The organism is Comamonas sp. NyZ500 (assembly GCF_016772095.1).
GTDB classification, from domain to species: Bacteria; Pseudomonadota; Gammaproteobacteria; order Burkholderiales; family Burkholderiaceae_C; genus Comamonas; species Comamonas thiooxydans.
Window position 1 is genome coordinate 324,312 of the sequence record NZ_JAEIJE010000003.1, and the last position, 24,450, is coordinate 348,761.

A 24,450-nucleotide genomic window follows, 5' to 3' on the forward strand; every position below is an offset into this window, starting at 1 on the left:
CGCGAGCGACCAAGGAGGCGCACCCATGCCACGCCACTATCTGCTTGGCCGCATCGCACAGGCCGCCCTGGTGCTGTGGGCGGCTTTCACGGCCTCTTTCATCCTGCTGCAGCTGCTGCCGGGCGATGCCGTGCTGATCAAGTTCCTGAACCCCGAGCTGGGCCTGGGCCCGCAGGAAATCACCGACATCCGCGCCGCCTATGGCGCCGACCAGCCCGTCTGGCAGCAATACCTGCATACGCTGGCTCAGTTCCTCACGGGCCATTTCGGCTACTCGCTGCAGGCCGGCGTGCCCGTGAGCCAGGGCCTTGCCACCAGTCTGCCGCCCACGCTGCGCCTCGCGGCCCTGGGCTTTTCCACGGCGGCGCTGCTGGCCATCGCTCTGGCGGCTGCGGCCAGCCTCGCGCCTCTGGCCTGGCTGCGCAATGCCCTGCAAGCCCTGCCCTCGGTCTTTGTCTCCGTGCCCGCTTTCTGGCTGGGCATCATGCTGATCCAGGTCCTGTCCTTCCGTCTGGGCTGGATTCCCGTCATCAATCCCGGCCCCTGGGAAGGCCTGGTCCTGCCCACGCTGACGCTGGCCGTCCCGATTTCGGCGCCGCTGGCCCAGATCCTGCTGCGCAATATCGACAACGTGCTGGCCCAGCCCTTTGTGGCCGTGGCGCGCGCCAAGGGCGCTTCTCGCCCCTGGGTGCTGCTGCACCATGTGGCGCGCAATGCCTTGCTGCCCACCTTGACGATTGCCGGCGTGCTGTTCGGCGAGCTGCTGGCCGGCGCCGTGGTCACCGAGGCCGTGTTCGGTCTCAACGGCCTGGGCACGCTGACCCAGCAGGCCGTGGGCAATCAGGACACGGCCGTGCTCCAGGCCGTGGTCGTGGTCTCGGCCGCCGCATTCGTGCTCATCAACCTCGCCGTGGACCTGCTCTACCCGCTGCTCGATCCTCGTTTGCGTCATTCTGTGGAGAACCGGGCATGAACACCGCCGTCTCGACCGCCATTCCCAAGCCACTGGCATCCGGCGTCGCATCGACCGCAGCGCCCAGGCTGGTGCCCCCATCGGCACCGGCCGCAAAAAGCCAGCGCCCCGTCCTGATCGATCTGCAAAGACTCAGGCGTCTGTCGCCCACGCTGGCCCTGGCCTGGCTGGTGATTGCCACGGCCGCGCTGTGGGCCCTGGTTCCGGGCTGGTTTGCGCATCAGAATCCCGTCGTCGGCCAGGCCGGCCAGCAGTTGCTGGAGCCCGGCCTCGCGCACTGGCTGGGCACGGATGCGCTGGGGCGTGATCTCTGGGCCCGCGTGGTGCATGGCTCGGTGCACTCCTTGTCGGGCGCTTTCCTGGCCGTGGCCGTGGGCCTGGTGGCGGGCACGCTGATCGGCCTGCTGGCCGGTTCCACGGGCGGCCGTGTCGATGATGCGCTGATGCGCTTCGTAGACGTGCTGCTGGCCGTGCCCTCGCTGCTGCTGTCGCTGACCATCATCATCTTGCTGGGCTTTGGCACCATCAATGCGGCCATCGCCGTGGGGGTGGCATCCGTCGCCGGCTTCGCGCGCCTGGTGCGCTCCGAAGTGGTACGCGTGCGCCGCTCGGACTATGTGGAGGCCGCCTTCGGCAGCGGCGGACGCTTTGCCGCCGTGCTGTGGCGCCATGTGCTGCCCAATTCGCTGACCTCGGTGGTGGCCCTGGCCGCGCTGCAGTTCGGCTCGGCCATCCTGTCGATTTCCACGCTGGGCTTTCTGGGCTACGGCGCACCGCCGCCCACGCCCGAATGGGGTCTGCTGATCGCCGAAGGGCGCAACTATATCGCCACCGCCTGGTGGCTTACCACGGCGCCGGGCCTGGTCGTGGTGGCCGTGGTTCTGGCCGCCAACCGCATCGGCGCCTCCTTCGCGCGGAGGCCGGCATGAGCACCCTGCTGCAAGACCGCCCCGCTACGGCAATCCCTGCCTCAGCCACCGCCCCTCTGCTCGAAGTCCAGGACCTGGTCATCGCCTACCGCGACCACAGCGGCCAGGAACAGCGCGTGGTCCACGGCCTGTCGTTTTCCGTGGCGCCCGGCGAAGTCGTGGCCCTGGTCGGCGAATCGGGCTCGGGCAAGACCACCACGGCCCAGGCCGTGATCGGCCTGCTCGCCGACAACGGGCGCCGCGAGCAAGGCAGCATCCGGCTGCAAGGCATCGAGGTCTCGGACTGGGGCGCCGCGCGCTGGAACAGCATTCGCGGCCGCGTGCTCAGCCTGGTGCCCCAGGACCCGACCACCTCGCTGAACCCCGTGCGCACCGTGGGCGACCAGGTCGGCGAAATCCTGCGCATTCACGGCCTGCGCGACCGCTCTGCCATCGAGGCGCGCGTGATCGACCTGCTGACCCGCGTGGGCCTGTCCCAGCCCACCCTGCGGGCGCGCCAGTATCCGCACGAGCTGTCGGGCGGCATGCGCCAGCGTGTGCTGATCGCCATCGCCATCGCGCTGCGGCCTGCGCTGATCATCGCCGACGAGCCCACCAGCGCGCTGGATGTCACGGTGCAGCGGCGCATCCTGGATCTGATCGACGAGCTGCGCCGCGAAACCGGCACCGCCGTGCTGCTGGTCACCCACGACCTGGGCGTGGCGGCCGACCGCGCGCATCGCCTCATCGTCATGCAGGGCGGTCGCATCCAGGAACAAGGCCCGACACTGGAGCTTCTGCGCCATCCGCAAAGCGCCTATACGCGCCGCTTGCTGTCGGACGCACCTTCGCTCACGCCCGCCCCCCGTCGCACACCGCCTGAGACGGCGATTGCCACCGAGGACTGGGCCATCGAGGTCGAGGACCTGGTTCACGACTTCCATGCCCCCAGCCAGGGGCGCGGCATTTTCCGCGCCGTGGACGGCGTGTCGCTGCGCCTGCGCCGGGGCTCCACGCATGCCATCGTCGGCGAGTCGGGCTCGGGCAAGACCACGACCATACGCGACATCGTGGGCCTGGCACGCCCTACATCGGGTCGCATCCGCATCGCCGGCGCCGAACTCACGGGCCTGCGCGGCGAGGCCCTGCGCCAGCTGCGGCGCAAGGTCCAGCTGGTCTACCAGAACCCGTTCAGCTCGCTGGACCCGCGCCAGCGTGTCTTCGACATCATCGAGGAGCCGCTGCTCAACTTCGAGCCGCTGCCGCCCCAGGAGCGCCGCCAGCGCGTGCTTGACATGCTCGAGCGCGTGGGCCTGCCTGCCGCCGTGCTCGAACGGCGCCCGCATGCGCTTTCGGGCGGCCAGCGCCAGCGCGTGGCGATTGCACGCGCCCTGGTGCTGCAACCGGAGGTGGTGGTGCTGGACGAGGCCGTTTCGGCCCTGGACGTGACCGTGCAGGCCCAGATCCTCGCCCTGCTCGCGCAGCTGCAGCAGGACCTCGGCCTGAGCTATCTCTTCATCTCGCACGACCTTGCCGTGGTGCGCCAGATCGCCGACACGGTGTCGGTGCTGCGCGCAGGCAAGGTGGTGGACGCGGGCAGCGTCGAGGACGTGTTCCTGCGCCCCACCAGCGACTACACGCGCGAACTCATGGACGCCATTCCCGGCAAAAGGAGCATTGATTTTGTCCCCCACCCCGCCTGACACTCTTGCTCGCGTGCGCCCTGCCCCGCGCCTGGGCTTCTTCAGCCGCCTGCTCGATGAGGTACCGGCCGGCGAACGCTACCGCCTGGTCACCGAGCAGATCGCCCATGCCGAAGCCCAGGGCTTCGACTCGGCCTGGATCGCCCAGCATCATTTCCATGAAAGCGAGGGCGGCCTGCCCTCGCCCCTTGTCTTTCTCGCGCATGTGGCGGCACACACGCGGCGCATCCGCCTGGGCACGGGCGTGGTCACGCTGCCGCTGGAAAGCGCGCTGCGCGTGGCCGAGGATGCGGCCGTGCTGGACCTGCTCTCGGACGGCCGCCTCGAGGTGGGCCTTGGCACGGGCGGCACAGCGGAGTCCTTCGAGGCCTTCGGCGTCACAGGCAGCGAGCGCGGCGCGGTCTTTGCGCGCAACTTCGCCGTGCTGAGGGATGCCTGGGCCGGGCGCGAGCTGGCAGGCGGCGTGCGTCTGTACCCCGCAGCCCCGCAGCTGCTGGAGCGCGTCTGGCAGGCCACGTTCTCGGTCGAAGGCGGGGCACGCGCCGGTGCCAACAGGGACGGCCTGATGCTCTCGCGCACACAGCCCCGACCCGAAGGCCGCCCCCGGGCCACGCTGTCCGAGATACAGAACCCCATCATCGAAGCCTATCTCGCGGCCCTGCCCGCAGGACGCGCACCGCGCATCCTGGCTTCGCGCACCCTGCTGGTTTCCGACCAGCGCGCCCAGGCACTGGAATGGGCCGAAGCCGGTCTGCGCCGCTCGGCCCAGCGCCATGCGGCCCTGGCCTCAACCTCCTCCACGCAATGGGCAACGCGCGTCGATCCGCAGGCGCCGCTACAGCAGCTCATTGAAGCCTACGACGTGCATGTGGGCACGCCCGAGGAGGTGATCGCCTCGCTGCGCGCCGACACGGCGCTGGCGCAAGCCAGCGACATCGTGTTCCAGGTCCACTCCATCGACCCGCCGCACCAGGCCATTCTGCGCTCCATCGAGCTGACAGCAGCCGTCGTGGCGCCGGCTCTGGGCTGGCGCCGCAGCGAGGCCCCCGCCGACGCTTCCCAACCCCCAGTCCGGACCGAACTGCTTCAAGCCGCATGACCATGAGCAATACCGCACAGACCCGCTTTCCCGAAGATGTGATCGACCATCTCGCCGATATCGCTGCCGGCAGCACGCTCGATCAGGTGCGCCGCCACCGTAGCGAGGCACGCACCCAGGCCCAGCAAAGCTTTGCCGCGCTGTTCACCCCCGCCGAGCCGGTTGCAGGAACCGTCTCGCTGCGCGAGCGCCTGACGCTGGCCGCCTTCACGGCAGGCCTACACGGCGAGCCTCGCAGCACGGCCTTCTACACACGCGCCCTGGCGGGCGAGGATGCCGATCTGGCCGATGCCGTGAGCTCGGAAGTGGTGCGCGGGCGCGCTGCCAGCCTGCAGCCCGGCAGCGGCCCGCACGGTCCCTACGGGATCTATCCGGCCGGCCCCTTGAGCCGCGAGGACCAGAGCGGCCCCAGCTACGCTGTGGACCCGGCCCATGCGGCTTTGCTGGGCCCGCGCCTGAGCGCCGCGCTGGCCCATGCCCATCTGCTGGCCTACCACCCACGCGATGCGAGTGCCCAGGCCTTGCTGGCGCTGCAGCAGGCCGGCTGGAGCGAGACCGATATCGTCATCCTGTCCCAGCTCGCCTCTTTCCTGTCCTTCCAGATCCGCCTCGTGGCGGGGCTGCGCGTGCTTGGCGCACGAGCTGCAGTCACCACGGCATCTTCCACCCTCGCCCTGCAAGCCCAGCCATGAGCACCACGCACAACACCTCCCCCCAGGTCTTCACCCAGGAACAGCTCGACTGGCAGCCATGGATAGCTCCGCTGCAGGAGAGCGAGCTGAGCGAGCGCCACCATGCAGGCCTGGTGGACGCGGCGCGCGCGCGTTCACCCTATTTCCGGCTGCTGGCGCGCGACCCCGACACGCTGGGAGCACGCACGCGCACCGACAAGGACATCTTCTACAACCCCGATGCCGGCCTGCCGCGCGCCGAGCGCGAACTGGCAGCAGCTGCAACCTCACGCACCAATGGCTGCATCTACTGCGCTTCGGTACATGCGCGCTTTGCCACGCATTTCTCGCAACGCGCCGCCGATGTGCAGCGCCTGCTCGATGAAGGTCCGGGCAGCGATCTGGGCCCGCGCTGGAACGCCATCGTCGCCGCCGCCGTGGCCTTGACGCAGACGCCGCCCGCACTGGAGTCCAGTCATATCGATGCGCTGCGCGCCGCCGGCCTGGATGACGCGGCCATCTCCGATGCGCTGCAGGGCACTGCCTTCTTCAACTGGGCCAACCGGCTCATGCTGTCTCTGGGCGAGCCCCTGTGCACGAGCAGCTGACAGCGCGGCTCACCACAGCCCCAGCAACTTCCACCAGGCGCTGCCGACGACAGCGAAGATCAGCAACTCCAGCACGCACATCGCAGCCCCCACGCGCCACCAGACACCTAGAGTCACATAGCCGCTGCCGAAGATGATGGGTGAAGTGCCGGTCGCGTAGTGCGTCAGCGTCATCATGATGGCCGAACCGGCCGTCATCATCAGCATGAAGGGGACGACGTAGTCAGCCGGGATCAGTTGCGCGCCCACGGTCAGAAAGGCCAGCATCATGGCGCTGATATGGGCCGTGGTGCTGGCAAACAGATAGTGCGAGAAGACGAAAACGCCCACCAGAATGGCGGCCACGGGCAGCCAGTCCAGGCCGCTGGCGACGATGGCGCTCTTCAAGCCCTCGGCAAACCAGGCGACCACACCGAGCTTGTTGAGCTGCTCGGCCAGCATGACCAAGGCACCGAACCAGATCAGGGTGTCCCAGGCGCTTTTCTCGGACAGCACATCATCCCAATCGATGGTCCCCGTGATGATCAGGGCGAACAAACCGAGAAAAGCCACCACGGTCGGGTCCAGCGTGAACGCCGGGCCGAACAGCATTTGCGGCACATTCGCCCATAGCAGCAGCATCACGCCGAAGGTGCCGAGCATCACGCGCTCCTTGCCTGACAGCGGGCCCATGCCTGCCATCTCGGCGCGCGCGTACTCCACGGCATTGGGCGTGGCCTTGAGTTCGGGTGGCGACAGCAGATAGATCGCCAGCGGCATCAACAGCAGACACAGCAGCCCTGGCAGCAGCATGTACAGAGCCCAACTTGTCCAGCTCAGGTGCAGGGACTGACCCGTGGCCTTGGCCACCAGGTCCACGACCAGCGGATTGGGCGCCGTCGCGGTCAGGAACATCGCCGAGGTGATCGGATTGGAATGGTAGTTGACCAGCGCCAGATAGGTCCCGACCTTGCCTTGCGTTCCCTTGGCCGGATCCGATTCAAAGGCATTGGCGATGGACTTCATGATCGGATGCACGATGCCGCCGCCGCGTGCCGTGTTGCTGGGCGTGAACGGGGCCAGTACCAGCTCGCAGATCGCGAGTCCGTAACCTATGCCTATGGTGCGCTTGCCCATCAGCGCAATGAACAGCAATCCGATGCGGTTGCCGAGCCCCGTCTTCTTGAGACCGCGCGATATCAGAACCGCCACCACGATCAGCCAGATCAGGGGATTCGCAAAGCTGCTCAGCGCATCCGTGATCGCACCTTTGGACGAACTGGAGGTGACCTGGGACAGCGACACGATGACAATCGCCATCAATGCCATCACGCCTATGGGCATGACCTTGAGGATGATCGCCACGATGGTCGTCAGAAAGATGGCCACCAGTTGCCAGGCCTTGCTGTCCAGTCCCGCAGGTACCGGCGTCAGCAGCAGACCGGTCAGCACCAGGGTGGAAATCAGTGCAGGCACGACCCGAAACGGAACGGCCGATTTGAAGTAACGGAACATCGAGACGATCTTCTCGAACATAGAAGTCCTTTTCTTTACCTGCAGCGCATCGAGACACCATACCTCAGCTCAGCAAAAGCCAGGAGTCCCCGACGGACATTGGCGCTCGGGTCACAGACTGGCATCATGATGCAGTGCCGCATGGCTTCGACTCCAGGCCGACTTTTACGTTGCCAAAGTTTGATCGACGGCAAGACTTGCAGAAGCAAAACCGATGGCAAGACCTCGTACGTGTCAGTATTCAAGCATTGGGCACATGCCCATGGATTCAGCAGGAGAGACACTCTAAATGCCAGCGAACCGATTCCTGCCCGATGAATGGGAAAGCCGCCTTGAAGAAATAGATCTAGCGATACTGCATCAGGCTGCTATCTGCAAGATCCGGCTGCTCGACCCCGGTGCCGTCGAACGCGTGCTGGCCAACGATGCCGGCATCTGCGGTGCCGAGCATGAGACGGCATTCAGGACCTTGCGCGGCCTGCTCTATCTGCACTACACCGAGGTACTGCATATCAGCGAGGTACTGAGCCCGGAAATCGCCCAGGTGATTGCCAGCCGGGTGCGCGAGCATCTGAGCCGGCGCTCGGGCACAGCGCCGGGAGGTATGACGAGCTGATACCAGCGCCGCCGCCCTTCAATGGAAAATGGACAAAAAAAAGGTCACGACAATGTCGTGACCTTTTCAATTTGGTTGCGCGAGAAGGATTTGAACCTCCGACCTTTGGGTTATGAGCCCAACGAGCTACCAGACTGCTCCATCGCGCGGTATTTCCAAATTATAGCAGGCTTTGCAGCCTGCCCTGGCTTATTCAGCTGCTGCAGCGGCTTCTTCAGCGCGCTCGACCAGTTCCACATAGGCCATGGGAGCGTTGTCGCCCACGCGGAAGCCCATCTTCAGGATACGTGTGTAGCCACCGGGACGCTGAGCGTTGCGGGGACCCAGCACGTTGAACAGCTTGGTCACGCTGTCGCGGTCGCGCAGGCGGTCGAAAGCCAGACGACGGTTAGCCACGGTATCAACCTTGGCCAGAGTGATCATGGGCTCGATGACGCGACGCAGTTCCTTGGCCTTGGGGACCGTGGTCTTGATTGCTTCGTGCTCGATCAGCGAGTTCATCATGTTCTGCAGCATTGCCTTGCGGTGTGCAGAAGTGCGGTTCAGTTTGCGGAGGCCGTTGCCGTGACGCATGGTGCTTTTCCTTTGCTCCCCGTTTTTATCCGGAGATCTTTTCTAAATTAAATCAGGCAGCCGTATCAGGTACTGCCCGAGGCACTTGGACTTTGCCGGATCAACTCCAGCAAAGTCCTCTATTGTAGCAATTAACGCTTTTCCAGGCCAGCGGGTGGCCAGTTTTCAAGCTTCATGCCCAGAGTCAGACCGCGGGAAGCCAGAACTTCCTTGATCTCGTTGAGCGACTTGCGACCCAGGTTGGGAGTCTTGAGCAGCTCGTTTTCGGTACGCTGGATGAGGTCACCGATGTAGTAGATGTTCTCTGCCTTGAGGCAGTTGGCAGAACGCACGGTGAGCTCGAGCTCGTCCACAGGACGCAGCAGGATGGGATCGAACGACGTGGCAGCGCCGCGGCCACCGGCAGGAGCGTCGAACACGCTGGCGATATCGCCACCGTCGAGCTGGGCAAACACTGCCAGCTGCTCCACCAGGATCTTGGCGGATGCACGCACTGCGTCTTCAGCGGTGATGGCACCGTTGGTTTCGATTTCCAGAACCAGCTTGTCCAGATCGGTACGCTGTTCCACACGTGCGGATTCGACAGCGTAGCTCACGCGCTTGACGGGCGAGAACGAAGCGTCGAGCACGATACGGCCGATCGACTTGGTCGATTCGTCACCGTAGCGGCGCACGTTGCCGGGCACATAGCCGCGGCCCTTTTCCACCTTGATCTGCATGTCCAGCTTGCCGCCTTGCGACAGATGGGCGATCACATGATCAGGGTTGACGATTTCTACGTCGTGGGGGGTCTGAATGTCACGGGCAGTGACAACACCTTCGCCATCCTTGCGCAGGCTCAGGGTGACTTCGTCACGATTGTGCAGCTTGAACACCACACCCTTGAGGTTCAGCAGGATGTTGGTCACATCTTCCTGGACACCGTCGATGGAGGAGTACTCATGCAGCACCCCAGCAATCGTCACTTCCGTCGCTGCGTAACCCACCATGGAGGAGAGCAGAACACGGCGCAGGGCATTGCCCAGCGTATGACCGTAGCCACGCTCAAACGGCTCCAGAACAACCTTGGCACGGTTGTGACCAAGTTGCTCGACATTGATTGTCTTGGGCTTCAGCAAATTCGTTTGCATGCAGACTTCCTCTCAATACCCTCGGCTCGTTACACCGGTAAGGCTGGTGAAGCACCCACGGCGCGATGCCTCGCGCCGTGGGGACGGTTTACAGAAATGTCGCTGCTAAAGATTAACGCGAGTACAACTCAACGATCAGGGATTCGTTGATGTCAGCTGCGAATTCATCGCGGTCAGGAGACTTCTTGAAAGTACCTTCTGCCTTGTCAGCAGACACTTCAACCCATGCGGGGAAGCCCACTTGAGCAGCCAGTTGCAGAGCCTCGACCACGCGAGCTTGCTTCTTGGACTTTTCACGCAGGGCAACCACGTCGCCTTCCTTCACGGAGAAAGAAGGAATGTTCACGGACTGGCCGTTCACAGTGATAGCCTTGTGCGACACCAGCTGACGTGCTTCAGCACGAGTGGAGCCGAAGCCCATGCGGTACACGACGTTGTCCAGACGCGATTCCAGCAGCGACAGCAGGTTGGCACCAGTGTTGCCACGCTTGCGGTCAGCAGCTTCGAAGTAGCGGCGGAATTGCTTCTCCAGCACGCCGTACATGCGCTTGACCTTCTGCTTTTCGCGCAGTTGCAGACCGTAGTCGGAAGTGCGCTGACCGGAAGTGCGGCCATGCTGACCAGGCTTGGTGTCGAACTTTGCCTTGTCTGCGATGGAGCGACGTGCGCTCTTCAGGAACAGATCGGTGCCTTCGCGGCGGGAGAGTTTTGCCTTAGGGCCAATATAGCGTGCCACTTGATTTCCTTTGTGTCATCTACCGTGCGCAAACACGGGAGCCGCCCGCGATGCAAATGCACCTGGGCGGCGGTGGGCTTGATAAAAAATTAGATACGACGACGCTTTTGAGGGCGGCAGCCGTTGTGGGGAACCGGAGTCACGTCCGAGATGGAAGTGATACGGATACCCAGAGCACCCAGGGCGCGAACCGAGGATTCACGGCCAGGACCGGGACCCTTGATTTCGACTTCCAGGTTCTTGATGCCCTGTTCGATAGCAGCACGACCGGCCACTTCCGAAGCAACCTGAGCAGCAAAGGGAGTCGACTTACGCGAACCCTTGAAGCCCTGGCCACCCGACGAAGCCCACGACAGAGCGTTGCCTTGACGGTCGGTGATGGTGATGATCGTGTTGTTGAACGAAGCGTGCACGTGCGCGATGCCGTCAGAAATATTCTTACGGACCTTCTTGCGAACGCGAGCAGCTGCGTTGTTTGCGGGAGACTTAGCCATAATGATCTTTCAATCTCTTATTTCTTCAGAGCCGCAGCACCCTTGCGCGGACCCTTGCGAGTACGGGCGTTTGTGCGGGTACGTTGACCGCGCATGGGCAGGCCGCGACGATGACGGAAACCGCGGTAGCAACCGATGTCCATCAAGCGCTTGATGTTCATCGTGGTTTCGCGACGCAGATCACCTTCCAGAGTCATGGGATTCAGGAAGTCACGGATCTTTTCCAGATCAGCGTCCGTCAGGTCCTTGACCTTCTTGGAATACTCGATACCGCATGCTTCGCAGATCTTGCGAGCTGTAGTGCGACCGATGCCATAGATGGCAGTCAGGCCGATTTCAGCATGCTTGTGCGGCGGGATGTTAATGCCAGCAATACGTGCCATATTAGTCCTCTAATGCTTTCAATCAACCTTGGCGCTGCTTGTGGCGCTGGTCAGTGCAGATCACGCGCACAACACCTTTGCGGCGGATGATCTTGCAGTTACGGCAGATTTTCTTGACCGAAGCCGAAACTCTCATTCTTTTCTCCTAAAACTTTCCATCCACTATCGGCCTATCGACCTGGAAACAATGCCCGCGATAGATCGATGGGCGTCTACTAACTTTTGGCAGGCTGCCCCCTTGGGCAGCCTTGTCATCAAATACCAGCCTTAAAGTTCGCTTTTTTCAGGAGCGACTCGTATTGCTGCGACATCACGTAGTTCTGCACTTGCGCCATGAAGTCCATTGTCACGACCACAATGATCAGCAACGATGTACCACCGAAGTAGAACGGAACGTTGTACTTCAGGATCAGGAATTCGGGCAACAAGCACACGAAGGTAATGTAGATCGCGCCAGCCAGGGTCAGGCGAACCAGAATCTTGTCAATGTAGCGGGCTGTCTGTTCGCCAGGACGAATCCCGGGGATGAAAGCGCCACTCTTCTTCAGGTTGTCGGCAGTTTCCCGGCTGTTGAAAACCAGGGCCGTATAGAAGAAGCAGAAGAAAATGATCGCGGCAGCATAAAGGATGACATAGATTGGCTGACCAGGGGTCAACGTGCTCGCAATATCCTTCAGCCAGCGCATGGATTCTCCTGCACTGAACCAATTCACCACCGTAGCGGGCAGCAAGATGATCGACGAAGCGAAGATGGGAGGAATCACACCTGCCATGTTCAGCTTCAGTGGCAAGTGCGAAGACTGACCACCGTACACCTTGTTGCCGACTTGCCGGCGTGCGTAATTCACCAAGATCTTGCGTTGACCTCGTTCGACATACACGACGAAATACGTCACGGCTGCCACAACGAGAACAATGAAGATTGCCGCCAGAATGCTCATGGCACCGGTGCGCACCAGTTCCAGCAGACCGCCGATGGAGCTCGGCAGGCCTGCGGCGATACCGCCAAAGATCAGTATCGAGATACCGTTGCCCAGACCACGTTCAGTGATCTGTTCACCGAGCCACATCAGGAACAGGGTACCGGCCGTGAGACTGACCACCGCAGTCATGCGGAAGCCAAAACCAGGGTTCAGAACCAAGCCTGCGGAGCTTTCCAGGGCAACAGCAATTCCCAAGGACTGAAACAGCGCCAGGCCCAGAGTGCCATAGCGGGTGTACTGGGTAATCTTGCGACGACCCGCTTCACCTTCCTTTTTCATCTGCTCGAATGTCGGGACCACGTAGGTCATGAGCTGCATGATGATCGATGCCGAGATGTACGGCATGATCCCCAGTGCGAACACTGTGAAGCGCGAGAGCGCTCCACCCGAGAACATGTTGAACAGATTGAGAATGCCGCCCTGCTGGCCAGAGAACAGCTGCTGCAGCTGCGCTGGGTCGATGCCCGGAACGGGGATATGCGCCCCGATGCGGTATACGACCAGCGCAAGCAACAGAAAAACCAGACGACGACGCAGGTCGCCGAATTTTCCAGTCTTTGCAATTTGAGCTGCGCTAGTAGCCACGGATGTCTTCTTTCAGAACTTTAATCAGGCGATGCTGCCACCGGCAGCTTCGATGGCAGCCTTGGCACCGGCGGTAGCGCCGATACCATTGAGCTTGACAGCCTTAGTCAGTTCACCGCTCTTGATGATCTTCACGACCTTAGCGATAGAGCCAACCAGACCGGCTTGCTTCAGAGCAGCCAGATCGACTTCGGCCAGGCCGAGCTTATCCAGCTCGGACAGGGTCACTTCTGCATTGAACTTCAGCAGATGCGACTTGAAGCCACGCTTGGGCAGGCGACGCTGCAGAGGCATTTGACCGCCTTCGAAGCCCACCTTGTGGTAGCCACCCGAACGCGACTTCTGACCCTTGTGACCGCGACCGGCAGTCTTACCCAGACCAGAACCGATACCACGACCCACGCGACGCTTGGCGTGCTTGGCGCCGTCTGCAGGCTTGATGCTATTGAGTTCCATCATCAATCCTTTCAGAGAACCTTCACCAAGTAGGCGATCTTGTTAATCATGCCGCGCACTTCAGGAGTGTCCTGCAGTTCGCTGACGCTGTTCAGCTTGCGCAGACCCAGGCCACGCACAGTCGCACGGTGCGACTCTTTGGTGCCGATGGGGCTACGAACCAGCTGAATCTTGACAGTTTGTTGTGTTGTCATGTGCTGGACTCCGATCAGGCGGTGAAGATGTCTTCGACCGACTTGCCGCGCTTTGCTGCCACGTTCGCAGGGGTCGTGGAGTTCTTCAAAGCGTCGAAAGTTGCGCGAACCATGTTGTAGGGGTTCGACGAACCGTGGCTCTTGGCCACGATGTCGGTGATACCCACCACTTCAAAAACAGCGCGCATAGGGCCGCCAGCGATGATGCCGGTACCCTTGGGAGCTGGGTGCAGCTCGACCTTGGCAGCGCCGTGATGGCCCTTCACCGAGTGGTGAATGGTGCCGCTCTTGAGTGCAACCTTCATCAGGTTGCGACGGCATTCTTCCATCGCTTTTTGCACGGCAGCAGGCACTTCCTTGGACTTGCCCTTACCCATGCCAACGCGACCGTCACCGTCGCCAACCACGGTCAGTGCAGCGAAGCCGAGAATACGACCGCCCTTCACAACCTTGGTGACGCGGTTGACCGCGATCATTTTTTCGCGCAGACCGTCGTCACGACCTTCGTCTTGCACTTTGGGGGAAAATTTAGCCATTTGTATCCGCTCCGCTTAGAACTGCAGGCCCGCTTCGCGAGCGGCTTCTGCCAAAGCCTTCACGCGGCCGTGGTATGCAAAACCGGCGCGGTCGAAAGCCACTTTCTCAACGCCAGCAGCCTTAGCCTTCTCAGCAATGCGCTTGCCGATCAGCGTGGCGGCGGCCACGTTGCCACCCTTGCCAGCGGCGCCGAGTTGCGAACGCACTTCGACTTCTGCAGTGGAGGCCGAAGCCAGCACGGTAGTGCCGTCTTCCGAAACCACGGAGGCGTAGATATGGAGATTGGTGCGGTTCACGCTCAGACGTGCAACGCCTTGCTGGGCAATGCGGATGCGAGTCTGACGGGCACGGCGCAGACGCTGCTCTTTCTTGTTCAACATCATGCAGCTCCTTACTTCTTCTTGGTCTCTTTGATCACGACCTTCTCATTCGCATAGCGAATGCCCTTGCCCTTGTAAGGCTCGGGAGGACGAACGGCACGGATCTCAGCAGCCAATTGACCGACCACTTGACGGTCAGCACCCTTGATCACGATTTCAGTCGGAGTGGGGGTAGCGACAGTGATGCCGGCAGGCATCTCGAAGTTGACGGGGTGCGAGAAGCCCACAGCCAGGTTCAGCTTGGAACCTTGTGCAGCGGCCTTGTAGCCCACGCCAATCAGCGTCAGCTTCTTCTCGAAGCCTTCAGTCACGCCCTTGACCATGTTGTTGACCAGCTGGCGGATGGTACCGGCCAGAGCGTCAGCTTCACGGGAATCGTTGGCGGGAGCAAAGGACAGCTTGCCGTCGTTGTTGCCGATGGTCACCAGGCCGTTCAGAGCCAGCGACAGATCGCCGCCCTTGCCCTTGACCTTGATGGTTTCAGCGTTGATGGACACATCCACACCTGCGGGGATGGTCACAATAGCTTTTGCTACGCGAGACATTTCAGTATTTCTCCTTAATGTCCGTTAGGCCACATAGCACAGCACTTCACCGCCGATACCGGCAGCACGTGCTTTGCGATCAGTCATCACGCCCTTGGGAGTAGTGACGATGGCCACACCCAGGCCGTTCTGGACCTGAGGAATTGCGTGACGACCCTTGTACACGCGCAGGCCGGGACGGCTCACACGTTCGATACGCTCGATCACAGGGCGACCGGCGTAGTACTTCAGGGTAATTTCGAGTTCGGACTTGCCACCTTCGGACTTCACTTCGAAGCCGTCGATATAGCCTTCTTCCTTCAGCACTTGTGCGATGGCAACCTTCACCTTGGAGGAAGGAGCCGACACAGTGGCCTTGGAGACCAGTTGTGCATTGCGGATGCGGGTCAGCAAGTCAGCGATGGGATCACTCATGCTCATGTTTAATCTCTCCTGCTTGCTTACCAGCTGGCCTTGGTGACACCGGGGATGTCGCCAGCAAAGGCCAATTCACGCACCTTGGCACGACCCAGACCGAATTGGCGGAAGGTACCGCGAGGACGGCCAGTGATCTCGCAACGGTTACGCTGGCGAGTGGGGTTCGAGTTACGGGGCAGCTTCTGCAGACCCAGGCGAGCGGCGTCGCGCTCTTCGTCGGAACGCTTCACGTCGCCGGCGATTGCCTTCAGTTCTGCATACTTGGCAGCATACTTGGCTGCCAGCTTTTCGCGCTTCAGTTCGCGCTGAATCATTGCTACTTTAGCCATGCGCCACCTCAGTTCTTGAAGGGGAATTTGAAAGCGGCGAGCAGTGCCTTGCACTCTTCGTCGTTCTTCGCTGTTGTCGTGATGCTGATGTTCAGACCACGCAGAGCGTCCACCTTGTCGTACTCGATTTCGGGGAAGATGATTTGTTCTTTGACGCCAACGTTGTAGTTGCCGCGACCGTCGAACGAACGACCCGAGATACCACGGAAGTCACGCACGCGGGGCAGAGCCACGGTCACGAAACGGTCCAGGAATTCGTACATCTGAACGCCACGCAGGGTCACCATGCAGCCGATAGCTTGGCCTTCGCGGATCTTGAAACCAGCGATAGCCTTCTTGGCCTTGGTCACCACAGGCTTCTGACCAGCAATCTTGGTCAGGTCAGCCACGGCGTTGTCCATCACCTTCTTGTCGGCCACGGCTTCGCTCACACCCATGTTCAGAGTGATCTTGGTCAGACGGGGCACTTCCATAGCGGAGGTGTAGCCGAACTTTTCCTTCAGTTCAGCCGCGATCTTTTCGCGATAGAGTTTTTGCAGTCGTGCCATGTGTTACTCCTTAGGCGGCGATTTCAGCGCCATTGGACTTGAACACGCGAACACGTGTGCCGTCGGCGTTCACCTTGATGCCCACGCGATCGGCCTTGCCGGTCGCTGCATTGAAGATAGCCACGTTGGATTGGTGGATAGGCATGGCCTTTTCCACGATACCGCCGGTGGTGCCCTTCATGGGGTTAGGCTTGGTGTGCTTCTTGACCAGGTTGACACCGTCCACGATCACGTGGGAGTCATCCTTGCGCAGAGAAACCACGCCACGCTTGCCCTTGTCACGGCCGGTCAGCACGATAACTTCGTCGCCCTTGCGAATCTTGTTCATGGTGCTATTCCTTTAGAGAACTTCAGGGGCCAGCGACACGATCTTCATGAACTTTTCGGTACGCAGTTCACGAGTCACGGGGCCAAAGATGCGGGTGCCGATAGGCTCCAGCTTGGCGTTCAGCAGCACGGCGGCATTGCCGTCGAACTTCACGAGCGAACCGTCTGCACGACGGATGCCCTTGGCGGTGCGCACCACCACAGCACTGTAGATCTCGCCTTTTTTGACGCGACCACGAGGAGCTGCTTCCTTGACGCTCACCTTGATGATGTCGCCAACACTTGCGTAGCGACGATGAGAACCGCCCAGCACCTTAATGCACTGAACAGACTTCGCGCCGGTGTTGTCGGCAACCTCTAACCGAGATTCTGTTTGGATCATTTCAATATTCCCAACTTGCTCCAGCAACGCTCGACAGCCCCAGAGTCTTCTCAAGGGCTGATCAAGCAGCCGGTCAGTCTTGGGCCCGTCGTCCACCTTCCGGACCATTCCGGAGGGCTTCCCGCTGGGCAGAAAGTTCCACGCTTTTAAACGTGAAGCAGGAGATTGTCGCAGGAAATCCTTTGTGCGTCAAGCGTTTAGCCTGCAATACCCGCACTGATTTCACTGGCGCAAAGCCTGGCAGACAGGCCTTTCGCACTTGCAACCAAAACAATAGCGCATAGCGCTCTTAGAGCATTGATTTCAAAGAATAATCCATCTGAAATCAACAGACAGAAAGCGCTGACAGCTCACATTTTCGCAAGACCTGCGGACCACAGCCTGTTGCCCGTACGCCACGCCCCGCAGGGCGGCCGCGCGGATCAGCCCTGGGCGGGCAGATATTGGCGGGTCAGGGCCAGGAAGTCGTTGAGCTGCACATCCTGGGCCAGCTCCTCGGTCAGGATGGCCGCCACGCGGGGCGCGATCTCGGCAGCCTTGCGGGCATCGAGAAAGAGCAGGCGACTGCGGCGCGCCAGCATGTCCTCGACGGTGCGCGCGTATTCGAAGCGGGCGGCAAAGCGCACCATGGCCTCGGAAAGACCGTCCATCAGCCAGTTCTGCGCACCAGGCAGCGCAGCCACGGCGGCAGCATCCGTGCCGTAGGAGTGCAGGCCCTGGCTCTGGTTCATGCTGTGCGTGACTGCGGCCTCGGCCGGCGCACCGACCAGGGGCAGGTTCACGGTCACCCCGGCAGGACGGCTGGGCAGACGACCGATCTGGAAGCATTCGGCCAGCACATCCTCGGACATGGCCCGGTACGTCGTCCATTTGCCGCCGGTGACGGTCACCAGGCCGGTCTTGCTGGCCATCACCGTGTGCTCGCGGCTGATCTTCTTGGTGTTCTCGCCGTCATCGTCCTGCGGCTTGACCAGGGGGCGCAGGCCCACCCACATGCTGCGCACATCGGCCAGGGTGGGCTGGCGATTCAGATATTTGCCGGCCTCGCCGAGAATGAAGTCCAGCTCTTCGGGGAAAGGCAGGGGTTCGCGCGCCAGATCGTGACGCGGCGTGTCGGTGGTTCCCAAAATGACCTTGCCCAGCCACGGCACGGCAAACAGCACGCGACCATCGGCCGTCTTGGGGATCAGCAGCGCATGTTCCGTGGGCAGGAACTCGCGGTCCACCACCACGTGCACGCCCTGGCTGGGCGCCACCATGGGCTTGACGGGCTTGCCCTGGGCCTCGGCATCCTGCTGGCGGAACAGATCCACCCATGGTCCCGTGGCATTGACCACGCACTTGGCGCGCACGGTGAAGTTGCGGCCCGATTCCGCATCGCGGCAGATCAGGCCGGCAATCTGCTGACCCTCGTAGATCAGCTTTTCCGCCGGGCAGTAATTGATCAGCAAAGCGCCCTTGGCCGCTGCGGTACGCGCCAGCGCCAGCGCCAGACGCGCATCGTCAAACTGACCATCCCAGTACTTGACCCCGCCCTTGAGACCTTTTTGCTGCACGGTCGGCAGGTATTTCACGGTCTTGGCGCTGGAGAGGAATTCGGTAGCCCCCAGGCCGGCCTTGCCGGCCAGCGCGTCGTACATCTTGAGGCCGATGCCGTAGAACGGCGTATCCAGCAGCTTGTACGAGGGCATCACAAAGGCCAGAGGCTGGGCCAGATGCGGTGCGTTGTGCAGCAGGGTCGTGCGCTCGTGCAGTGCTTCGCGCACGAGGGAGATATTGCCCTGCGCCAGATAGCGCACGCCGCCGTGCACCAGCTTGGTGGCACGCGAGGAAGTGCCCTTGGCGAAGTCCAGCGACTCCAGCAGCACGACCTTGAAGCCGCGCGCCGCCGCATCCACCGCCACGCCCAGCCCCGTGGCACCGCCGCCCACGATGGCCAGATCGAAGCTTTCGGTCTGCGTCAGGCGCTCCAGCAGTTGTGCGCGCGTTGTAGCCAAGGGTTGAGTGGACTGGTTCATGGAACGACTTCTGCGGTGATCGCCGCGCCGCCATCATCCAGCGATGAGACGCGCACAGCAAAGAACAAATTTCAGATCGAATATTTTCGCTCTTTTTCGCTTTTAGTGCATTGCAAATCCCAAATATCGATTCGTTTTTGCGCGATTCAAGCCAAAACCACTAGCCCAGCGCCACCCCTGTCAGGCCGCAGCATCGGCAATCGGCGCGCTTGCACACTCTCAATGCATGAACTGCATTCTTCTTGCAGCGCCAATTGTTACTGCTGCAACAACTCGCCACGATGACATATAACCGCAGCTTGCTGTCAGACTTCAGACTCGGCGTGGATTCATTTTTGTTTTTTACCGGGCAATTCCATAGAAAATCACCCTATTAGAGGTTCGTTTGGATTCGCTCACAATCCCTGCACTGCCCGCTGCGGCTGGCGCTCTCCCCTATAGAGCTCTTCACCTGCAGCCCGTCCATGCGCCAATAGCACCTATATAACCAGTCATCAGTCATGAACAGCAATCCCCGCCAGTTGCAGCTTGTCGAAGAAGTCCGCGCCCGTCAGTCCACCTCGGTGGAGCAACTGGCAGAAATCCTCGGGGTCACGCTGCAGACCGTGCGCCGAGACATACAGAAGCTGGCCGATGCCGGCTTGCTGGTGCGCTTTCATGGCGGCGTGCGCGTGCCCAGCGCCACCGTGGAGAACCTGGCCCATACCCAGCGCCAGGTATTGCATGCCGAAGGCAAGATGCGCATCGCACGCGCCATTGCCGAAGCCATTCCCAACGGCTGCTCGCTGATTCTCAATATCGGCACCACCACCGAAGCGGTGGCCCAGGCCCTGCTGCAGCACAAGGGGCTGCGCGTCATCACCAACAACCTCAATGTTGCAGCCATCCTCAGCAGCAACGCCGATTGCGAGGTCATCGTCGCCGGCGGCGTGGTGCGCACACGCGACCGCGGCATTGTCGGCGAGGCGGCCGTGGACTTCATGCGGCAGTTCAAGGTGGACATTGCCGTGATCGGCATCTCGGCCATCGAGTCGGACGGCAGCCTGCGCGACTTCGACCTGCGCGAGGTCAAGGTGGCCCAGACCATCATCGGCCAGTCGCGCGAAGTCTGGCTGGCAGCCGACCACAGCAAGTTCAGCCGTCAGGCCATGGTGGAGCTGGCCCGACTGAACCAGATCGACCGCCTGTTCACCGACGTTGCGCCCTCCGCGCCATTCGATGCCCTGTTGCGCGATGCCGAGGTGCAATGCACCATCGCCCAATGAATGCTGCCCCCCCCTATCTGATTCGCCCTGCGCTGCCCGAAGATGCCGCAGGCATTGCCGGGCTGCTGCATGACATCGGCTGGTTCAAGGCCTACGAAAGTCATTCCACATCCCAGAACACCGAGGCCGTGAAGGCGCTGCTGGACGAGCTGCAGGCCGGGCCGGAGCGCTCTCTGATGCTGGTGGCGCAAGACGCTCAGCAGCATATTCACGGCTACTGCGCCGTGCACTGGCTGCCGGTCGCCGTGCTGCAAGGCTGGGAGGCTTATGTGAGCGAGCTGTTTGTCGCCGAGGCAGCGCGCGGTGCTGGCCTGGGCCAGCAATTGCTGGACGCAGCCACCCAGGCTGCGCGCGAGCGCCATTGCATACGCATCTGGCTGGTCAACAACCGCGAGCGCCCTTCCTATGTGCGCGGCTTTTACTCCCGGCAGGGCTGGAGCGAGCAGGCCGAAATGGCGCGCTTTGTGCTCCCCCTCTGAATCACGGACAACCCATGACAACCTATCTGCTCGCCCTGGACCAGGGCACCTCCAGCTCCCGCTCCATCGTCTTCGACACGCAAGGCCGCATCGTGGCATCGGCCCAGCTGGAGCTGCCGCAGATCTACCCGCAGCCGGGCTGGGTGGAGCATGACCCGCGCGAGATCTGGCGCACCCAGCTGAGCACCGCCAAGGAGGCGCTGGCCAAGGCGGGCCTCAAGGCCGCCGATATCCGCTCGGTGGGCATTACCAACCAGCGCGAGACCACCATCGTCTGGAACCGCAAGACCGGCACGCCCATCCACCACGGCATCGTCTGGCAGGACCGCCGCGCCGAACCCACCTGCGTGCAACTGCGCGAAGCCGGCCACAGCGACACCATTCTGCGCAAGACCGGCCTGCGCATCGATGCCTATTTTTCAGGCACCAAGCTCAAGTGGCTGCTGGACAACGTACCCGGCGCACGCGCCGCAGCGCAGGCCGGCGAGCTGGCCTTCGGCACGGTGGACTGCTGGCTGATCTGGCAGCTGACGGGCGGCAAGCGCCATGTCACCGACGTGAGCAATGCCAGCCGCACCATGCTCTTCAATGTGCACAGCAACCAGTGGGATGCCGATCTGCTGGCCCTGCTCGACATTCCCGCGGGCCTGATGCCCGAAGTCCTGCCCTCGGCCGCCGATTTCGGCCAGACGGCCGACGAGGTGCTGGGCGGCTCCATCAAGATCGGCGGCGTGGCCGGCGACCAGCAAAGCGCGCTGTTCGGCCAGGCCTGCTTCGACGCCGGCATGGCCAAGAACACCTATGGCACGGGTTGCTTCATGCTCATGCACACGGGCAGCAGCTTCCAGACCTCGAGCAACGGCCTGCTGACCACATCGGCAGCCCAGGCGGGCAGCCAGCCCCAGTTTGCGCTGGAAGGCAGCGTCTTCGTCGGCGGTGCCGTGGTGCAGTGGCTGCGCGACGGCCTGCAGGCCATCGAGCACAGCGGCCAAGTACAGCAACTGGCCGAAAGCGTGCCCGACAGCGGCGGCGTGATGCTGGTGCCGGCCTTTACCGGCCTGGGCGCCCCCTACTGGAAGCCCGATGCGCGCGGCACCATCACCGGGCTGACGCGCGGCACGACGATGGCCCATATCGCTCGCGCGGCCCTGGAATCCATTGCCTACCAGAGTGCGGCCCTGCTCGGCGCCATGAGCCGCGACGCCGTGGCCACGGGCGGCACGCCGGTCAGCGAGCTGCGCGTGGACGGCGGCGCCTGCGTGAACAATCTGCTGATGCAGTTCCAGGCCGATCTGCTGGGCATTCCCGTGGTGCGCCCGGCCTGCGTGGAAACCACGGCCCTGGGGGCAGCCTATCTGGCCGGCCTGTCCAGCGGCGTCTATCAGAGCACCGAGGAGCTGTCGGCATTGTGGAAGGCCGAGCGCCGCTTCCTGCCCACGCTGGGCAAGGACCGCGCCGACGAGCTGATGCAGCGCTGGGAACAGGCCGTGCGCCAGACCACGGCGCAGTAAAGCCGCTGCACTGGGCGCTGACCAGGCAAGCGCTCAAGCCATCAAAAAAGGGATGCCAAGGCATCCCTTTTTGCTTGTGCAGCAGCCGCGTTGAACGCTCAGTCTTCGTCACCCAGCAGCGCCTTGTGGATCACGGCGCCGATGATGGCGCCCACGATGGGAGCCAGCCAGAACAGCCACAGTTGCTCCAGCGCGATGGCCGGCCCGAACAGTGCCGGGCCGGTGCTGCGGGCAGGGTTGACCGAGGTGTTGGTCACGGGAATGGAGATCAGGTGGATCAGCGTCAGGCACAGGCCGATGCTCATGCCCGCAAAGCCCACGGCAGCCTTCTTGGTGGTGGAGCCCAGGATCACCAGCAGAAACACTGCGGTCAGCACTACTTCGGTCACCAGCGCCGCCGCCATATTGAACTTGCCCGGCGAGTGCTCGCCATAGCCGTTGGTGGCCAGATCGGCCACCTGGGCGCCGGCCTTGCCACTGGCAATGAAATACAGCGCGGCGGCCGCCACAATGGCACCCAGCACCTGGGCAATGATGTAGCCGGGCAGCTCGGCAAAGCGAAAACGCCCCGCCACTGCCAGACCGACGGAGACCGCTGGATTGAAGTGACCGCCGGAGACGGGACCGAAGGCGTAAGCGCCTGTCAGCACCGTCAGGCCGAAGGCAAAGGACACGCCCAGCAGGCCGATGCCCACTTCGGGAAAGGCCGCTGCCAGCACCGCGCTGCCGCAACCGCCAAACGTCAGCCAGAAAGTACCCAGAAACTCCGCCGACCATTTTTTGACATTGGATGCCATGATTGCTCCCTATTTCCGATGGCGTTGTCCGTGCAGCCCCGCGCGGCACAGAAATGCTGGCATCTTAGAAAGCGATCAGCGAAAAGTACAAGGCACAAATGTGAACAATCCACGACAGCTCTGCCTTTGGGGCCTCTCGTTGATCTGCACCAGCCTCGCTGCCTGCACGACGGCGCCGCTCGCACCCCACCGCATCTGCAGCACATCCGCGGCTCAGCCCTGGTCCCTGCTTGGGGAAATCCGCTGGCAGCACGACAAGCAGTTTGCCGACACACCAGTGGGCGGCCTGTCCTCGATCGACTACGACGCGGGCAGCAATCTGTACTACCTGGTCAGCGACGACCGCTCCGCCCACGGGCCGGCGCGCTTTTACACGGCGCGTATCGAATACGACGCCAGCGGCCTGCACCAGGTCAGGCTGCAAAATGCCCGACCGCTGCTCAGCCCCGCCCAGGCCCCCTACCCCAGCCACCGCCAGCCCCTGCCCGGCATCGCGACACCCGACGCGGAAGCCCTGCGCGTGCTGCCGGGAGGACAGTCCCTGCTGTGGAGCAGCGAGGGCGACTTCACACGCGGATTCGGCCCGCAATTGCTGCAATCGAGCAAGGATGGACACTGGCTGCGCGAATGGCCGCTGCCGCCCGAGCTGGACCTGCCGAGCAGCAAAACCCAAGGGCCGCGCAGCAACTTCACGCTCGAAGGTCTGGCGCTGAGCCAGGATGGCCGAACGCTCTGGCTGGCCATGGAGGCAGCGCTCAGACAAGACGGGGCCCTGCCCACAGCTGACCACTCGGGCGGCCCGGTGCGCATCACCGCCTATGACATGGGCACGCAGCAGCCCGCGCGCCAGCTTGCCTATCTGCCCGATGCCCTGCCTGCCGGCCTGTGGCTGCAACACGGTGCCATCAACGGCATCAGCGCCGTGCTGGCCGACGGCCCTGAACACCTGCTGGTGCTGGAGCGCTCCTTTGCGCCACCGCTGCGATTCGGCGCCCGCATCTACCGCATCAGCACCCGTGCCGACGCAAGCAGCGATACGCTGGGCCAAACCCGGCTCGTGCCGGGCAGCTACCGCCCTGCAGACAAGGAATTGCTGCTGGACCTGGCCGATGCCGGCCTGCGGTCCGTGGACAACCTGGAGGGCATGAGCTGGGGACCGCTGCTGCCCGATGGCCGACGCGTGCTGCTGCTGGTCAGCGACAACAACTTCAATCCCGCCGAAGTCACCCAGTTCGTCGCATTGAGCGAGGAGCGCGGCCGCTGCGGCGCAGGTTTATAGTGCCGTTCTGCGCCTGGAATCCGAATACAG

Annotated in this window: 31 protein-coding genes and 1 tRNA gene; 11 read left to right on the top strand and 21 right to left on the bottom strand. The window is 62.5% G+C overall.

The window, feature by feature from the left end:
- Positions 1-25: 25 nt before the first annotated feature.
- From JAO85_RS07170 to JAO85_RS07195, 6 genes are read left to right on the top strand one after another with little or no spacing between them, the layout of a single operon-like run.
- Positions 26-973: an ABC transporter permease gene (locus JAO85_RS07170; protein WP_202787790.1), complete on the top strand. Its 948-nt coding sequence runs from the start codon at positions 26-28 to the stop codon at positions 971-973.
- A complete protein-coding gene (locus tag JAO85_RS07175; protein ID WP_202787791.1) occupies positions 970-1,902 on the top strand; it encodes an ABC transporter permease in 933 nt (310 codons plus the stop codon). The genes JAO85_RS07170 and JAO85_RS07175 overlap by 4 nt, the downstream gene beginning before the upstream one ends.
- On the top strand, positions 1,899-3,584 hold the full coding sequence (locus tag JAO85_RS07180; protein ID WP_202787792.1) for an ABC transporter ATP-binding protein: 1,686 nt from the start codon (positions 1,899-1,901) through the stop codon (positions 3,582-3,584). Before JAO85_RS07175 ends, JAO85_RS07180 begins: the two co-directional genes overlap by 4 nt.
- Positions 3,565-4,683: a putative FMN-dependent luciferase-like monooxygenase gene (locus JAO85_RS07185; RefSeq protein ID WP_202787793.1), complete on the top strand. Its 1,119-nt coding sequence runs from the start codon at positions 3,565-3,567 to the stop codon at positions 4,681-4,683. The genes JAO85_RS07180 and JAO85_RS07185 overlap by 20 nt, the downstream gene beginning before the upstream one ends.
- On the top strand, positions 4,680-5,375 hold the full coding sequence (locus JAO85_RS07190; RefSeq protein WP_039050166.1) for a CMD domain protein: 696 nt from the start codon (positions 4,680-4,682) through the stop codon (positions 5,373-5,375). The genes JAO85_RS07185 and JAO85_RS07190 overlap by 4 nt, the downstream gene beginning before the upstream one ends.
- The gene (locus tag JAO85_RS07195) at positions 5,372-5,962 is read left to right on the top strand and encodes an alkylhydroperoxidase domain protein (RefSeq protein ID WP_202787794.1); all 591 of its coding nucleotides are present in this window, start codon (positions 5,372-5,374) and stop codon (positions 5,960-5,962) included. The genes JAO85_RS07190 and JAO85_RS07195 overlap by 4 nt, the downstream gene beginning before the upstream one ends.
- Before the next feature lie 9 nt (positions 5,963-5,971).
- On the opposite strand, the gene JAO85_RS07200 is transcribed toward JAO85_RS07195, so the two are convergent.
- A complete protein-coding gene (locus JAO85_RS07200; protein WP_003068430.1) occupies positions 5,972-7,477 on the bottom strand; it encodes a DASS family sodium-coupled anion symporter in 1,506 nt (501 codons plus the stop codon).
- A gap of 268 nt (positions 7,478-7,745) precedes the next feature.
- Here JAO85_RS07200 and JAO85_RS07205 point away from each other — a divergent pair, with 268 nt between their 5' ends.
- Positions 7,746-8,072 (top strand): hypothetical protein, encoded by a 327-nt coding sequence (locus tag JAO85_RS07205; RefSeq protein WP_012840088.1) that lies wholly within the window; start codon positions 7,746-7,748, stop codon positions 8,070-8,072.
- Positions 8,073-8,144: 72 nt separating this feature from the next.
- On the opposite strand, the gene JAO85_RS07210 is transcribed toward JAO85_RS07205, so the two are convergent.
- From JAO85_RS07210 to JAO85_RS07300, 19 genes are all read right to left on the bottom strand, one after another.
- Positions 8,145-8,221: transfer RNA gene (locus JAO85_RS07210), tRNA-Met, on the bottom strand.
- Positions 8,222-8,261: 40 nt separating this feature from the next.
- The gene (rplQ, locus tag JAO85_RS07215; protein ID WP_003050544.1) at positions 8,262-8,645 is read right to left on the bottom strand and encodes a 50S ribosomal protein L17; all 384 of its coding nucleotides are present in this window, start codon (positions 8,643-8,645) and stop codon (positions 8,262-8,264) included.
- A 131-nt stretch (positions 8,646-8,776) separates the two neighbouring features.
- A complete protein-coding gene (gene rpoA / locus JAO85_RS07220) occupies positions 8,777-9,775 on the bottom strand; it encodes a DNA-directed RNA polymerase subunit alpha (RefSeq protein ID WP_003050542.1) in 999 nt (332 codons plus the stop codon).
- A 112-nt stretch (positions 9,776-9,887) separates the two neighbouring features.
- On the bottom strand, positions 9,888-10,511 hold the full coding sequence (gene rpsD, locus JAO85_RS07225) for a 30S ribosomal protein S4 (RefSeq protein WP_003068426.1): 624 nt from the start codon (positions 10,509-10,511) through the stop codon (positions 9,888-9,890).
- Positions 10,512-10,600: 89 nt separating this feature from the next.
- The gene (rpsK, locus tag JAO85_RS07230; RefSeq protein WP_003050538.1) at positions 10,601-11,005 is read right to left on the bottom strand and encodes a 30S ribosomal protein S11; all 405 of its coding nucleotides are present in this window, start codon (positions 11,003-11,005) and stop codon (positions 10,601-10,603) included.
- Between the two features lie 17 nt (positions 11,006-11,022).
- Positions 11,023-11,388, bottom strand: coding sequence for a 30S ribosomal protein S13 (gene rpsM, locus JAO85_RS07235; RefSeq protein ID WP_003068424.1), 366 nt, complete (start codon positions 11,386-11,388; stop codon positions 11,023-11,025).
- Between the two features lie 22 nt (positions 11,389-11,410).
- Complete coding sequence (rpmJ, locus tag JAO85_RS07240; protein WP_003050535.1) at positions 11,411-11,524, bottom strand: 50S ribosomal protein L36; 114 nt, start codon at positions 11,522-11,524, stop codon at positions 11,411-11,413.
- A gap of 118 nt (positions 11,525-11,642) precedes the next feature.
- On the bottom strand, positions 11,643-12,956 hold the full coding sequence (gene secY / locus JAO85_RS07245; protein WP_003050520.1) for a preprotein translocase subunit SecY: 1,314 nt from the start codon (positions 12,954-12,956) through the stop codon (positions 11,643-11,645).
- Between the two features lie 24 nt (positions 12,957-12,980).
- Positions 12,981-13,412, bottom strand: a complete 432-nt coding sequence (gene rplO / locus JAO85_RS07250) for a 50S ribosomal protein L15 (protein ID WP_003050519.1) — start codon at positions 13,410-13,412, stop codon at positions 12,981-12,983.
- An 11-nt stretch (positions 13,413-13,423) separates the two neighbouring features.
- Complete coding sequence (gene rpmD, locus JAO85_RS07255; protein WP_003050517.1) at positions 13,424-13,606, bottom strand: 50S ribosomal protein L30; 183 nt, start codon at positions 13,604-13,606, stop codon at positions 13,424-13,426.
- 14 nt (positions 13,607-13,620) lie between these two features.
- A complete protein-coding gene (rpsE, locus tag JAO85_RS07260; RefSeq protein WP_003050515.1) occupies positions 13,621-14,142 on the bottom strand; it encodes a 30S ribosomal protein S5 in 522 nt (173 codons plus the stop codon).
- A 15-nt stretch (positions 14,143-14,157) separates the two neighbouring features.
- Positions 14,158-14,523, bottom strand: coding sequence for a 50S ribosomal protein L18 (gene rplR / locus JAO85_RS07265; RefSeq protein ID WP_003050513.1), 366 nt, complete (start codon positions 14,521-14,523; stop codon positions 14,158-14,160).
- A gap of 11 nt (positions 14,524-14,534) precedes the next feature.
- Positions 14,535-15,068, bottom strand: a complete 534-nt coding sequence (gene rplF / locus JAO85_RS07270; RefSeq protein ID WP_003068417.1) for a 50S ribosomal protein L6 — start codon at positions 15,066-15,068, stop codon at positions 14,535-14,537.
- Positions 15,069-15,092: 24 nt separating this feature from the next.
- Positions 15,093-15,488, bottom strand: coding sequence for a 30S ribosomal protein S8 (rpsH, locus tag JAO85_RS07275; RefSeq protein ID WP_003050510.1), 396 nt, complete (start codon positions 15,486-15,488; stop codon positions 15,093-15,095).
- Positions 15,489-15,508: 20 nt separating this feature from the next.
- Positions 15,509-15,814, bottom strand: a complete 306-nt coding sequence (gene rpsN / locus JAO85_RS07280) for a 30S ribosomal protein S14 (protein ID WP_003050509.1) — start codon at positions 15,812-15,814, stop codon at positions 15,509-15,511.
- Positions 15,815-15,822: 8 nt separating this feature from the next.
- Positions 15,823-16,362 (bottom strand): 50S ribosomal protein L5, encoded by a 540-nt coding sequence (gene rplE / locus JAO85_RS07285; protein ID WP_003050507.1) that lies wholly within the window; start codon positions 16,360-16,362, stop codon positions 15,823-15,825.
- 10 nt (positions 16,363-16,372) lie between these two features.
- Complete coding sequence (gene rplX, locus JAO85_RS07290; protein WP_003068411.1) at positions 16,373-16,690, bottom strand: 50S ribosomal protein L24; 318 nt, start codon at positions 16,688-16,690, stop codon at positions 16,373-16,375.
- Positions 16,691-16,702: 12 nt separating this feature from the next.
- Positions 16,703-17,071: a 50S ribosomal protein L14 gene (gene rplN, locus JAO85_RS07295; RefSeq protein ID WP_003050500.1), complete on the bottom strand. Its 369-nt coding sequence runs from the start codon at positions 17,069-17,071 to the stop codon at positions 16,703-16,705.
- Positions 17,072-17,493: 422 nt separating this feature from the next.
- The gene (locus JAO85_RS07300) at positions 17,494-19,089 is read right to left on the bottom strand and encodes a glycerol-3-phosphate dehydrogenase/oxidase (protein WP_202787795.1); all 1,596 of its coding nucleotides are present in this window, start codon (positions 19,087-19,089) and stop codon (positions 17,494-17,496) included.
- Positions 19,090-19,589: 500 nt separating this feature from the next.
- Here JAO85_RS07300 and JAO85_RS07305 point away from each other — a divergent pair, with 500 nt between their 5' ends.
- From JAO85_RS07305 to glpK, 3 genes are read left to right on the top strand one after another with little or no spacing between them, the layout of a single operon-like run.
- Complete coding sequence (locus tag JAO85_RS07305; RefSeq protein WP_003068405.1) at positions 19,590-20,354, top strand: DeoR/GlpR family DNA-binding transcription regulator; 765 nt, start codon at positions 19,590-19,592, stop codon at positions 20,352-20,354.
- Entirely contained in the window at positions 20,351-20,833 is a 483-nt protein-coding gene (locus JAO85_RS07310) for a GNAT family N-acetyltransferase (protein WP_087865566.1), read from the top strand. The genes JAO85_RS07305 and JAO85_RS07310 overlap by 4 nt, the downstream gene beginning before the upstream one ends.
- Before the next feature lie 14 nt (positions 20,834-20,847).
- Complete coding sequence (gene glpK / locus JAO85_RS07315) at positions 20,848-22,344, top strand: glycerol kinase GlpK (RefSeq protein WP_202787796.1); 1,497 nt, start codon at positions 20,848-20,850, stop codon at positions 22,342-22,344.
- 98 nt (positions 22,345-22,442) lie between these two features.
- On the opposite strand, the gene aqpZ is transcribed toward glpK, so the two are convergent.
- Positions 22,443-23,141, bottom strand: coding sequence for an aquaporin Z (gene aqpZ, locus JAO85_RS07320; protein ID WP_012840095.1), 699 nt, complete (start codon positions 23,139-23,141; stop codon positions 22,443-22,445).
- A gap of 100 nt (positions 23,142-23,241) precedes the next feature.
- On the opposite strand from aqpZ, the gene JAO85_RS07325 reads away from it, so the two are divergent.
- The gene (locus JAO85_RS07325) at positions 23,242-24,420 is read left to right on the top strand and encodes an esterase-like activity of phytase family protein (protein WP_202787797.1); all 1,179 of its coding nucleotides are present in this window, start codon (positions 23,242-23,244) and stop codon (positions 24,418-24,420) included.
- Positions 24,421-24,450: the final 30 nt, after the last annotated feature.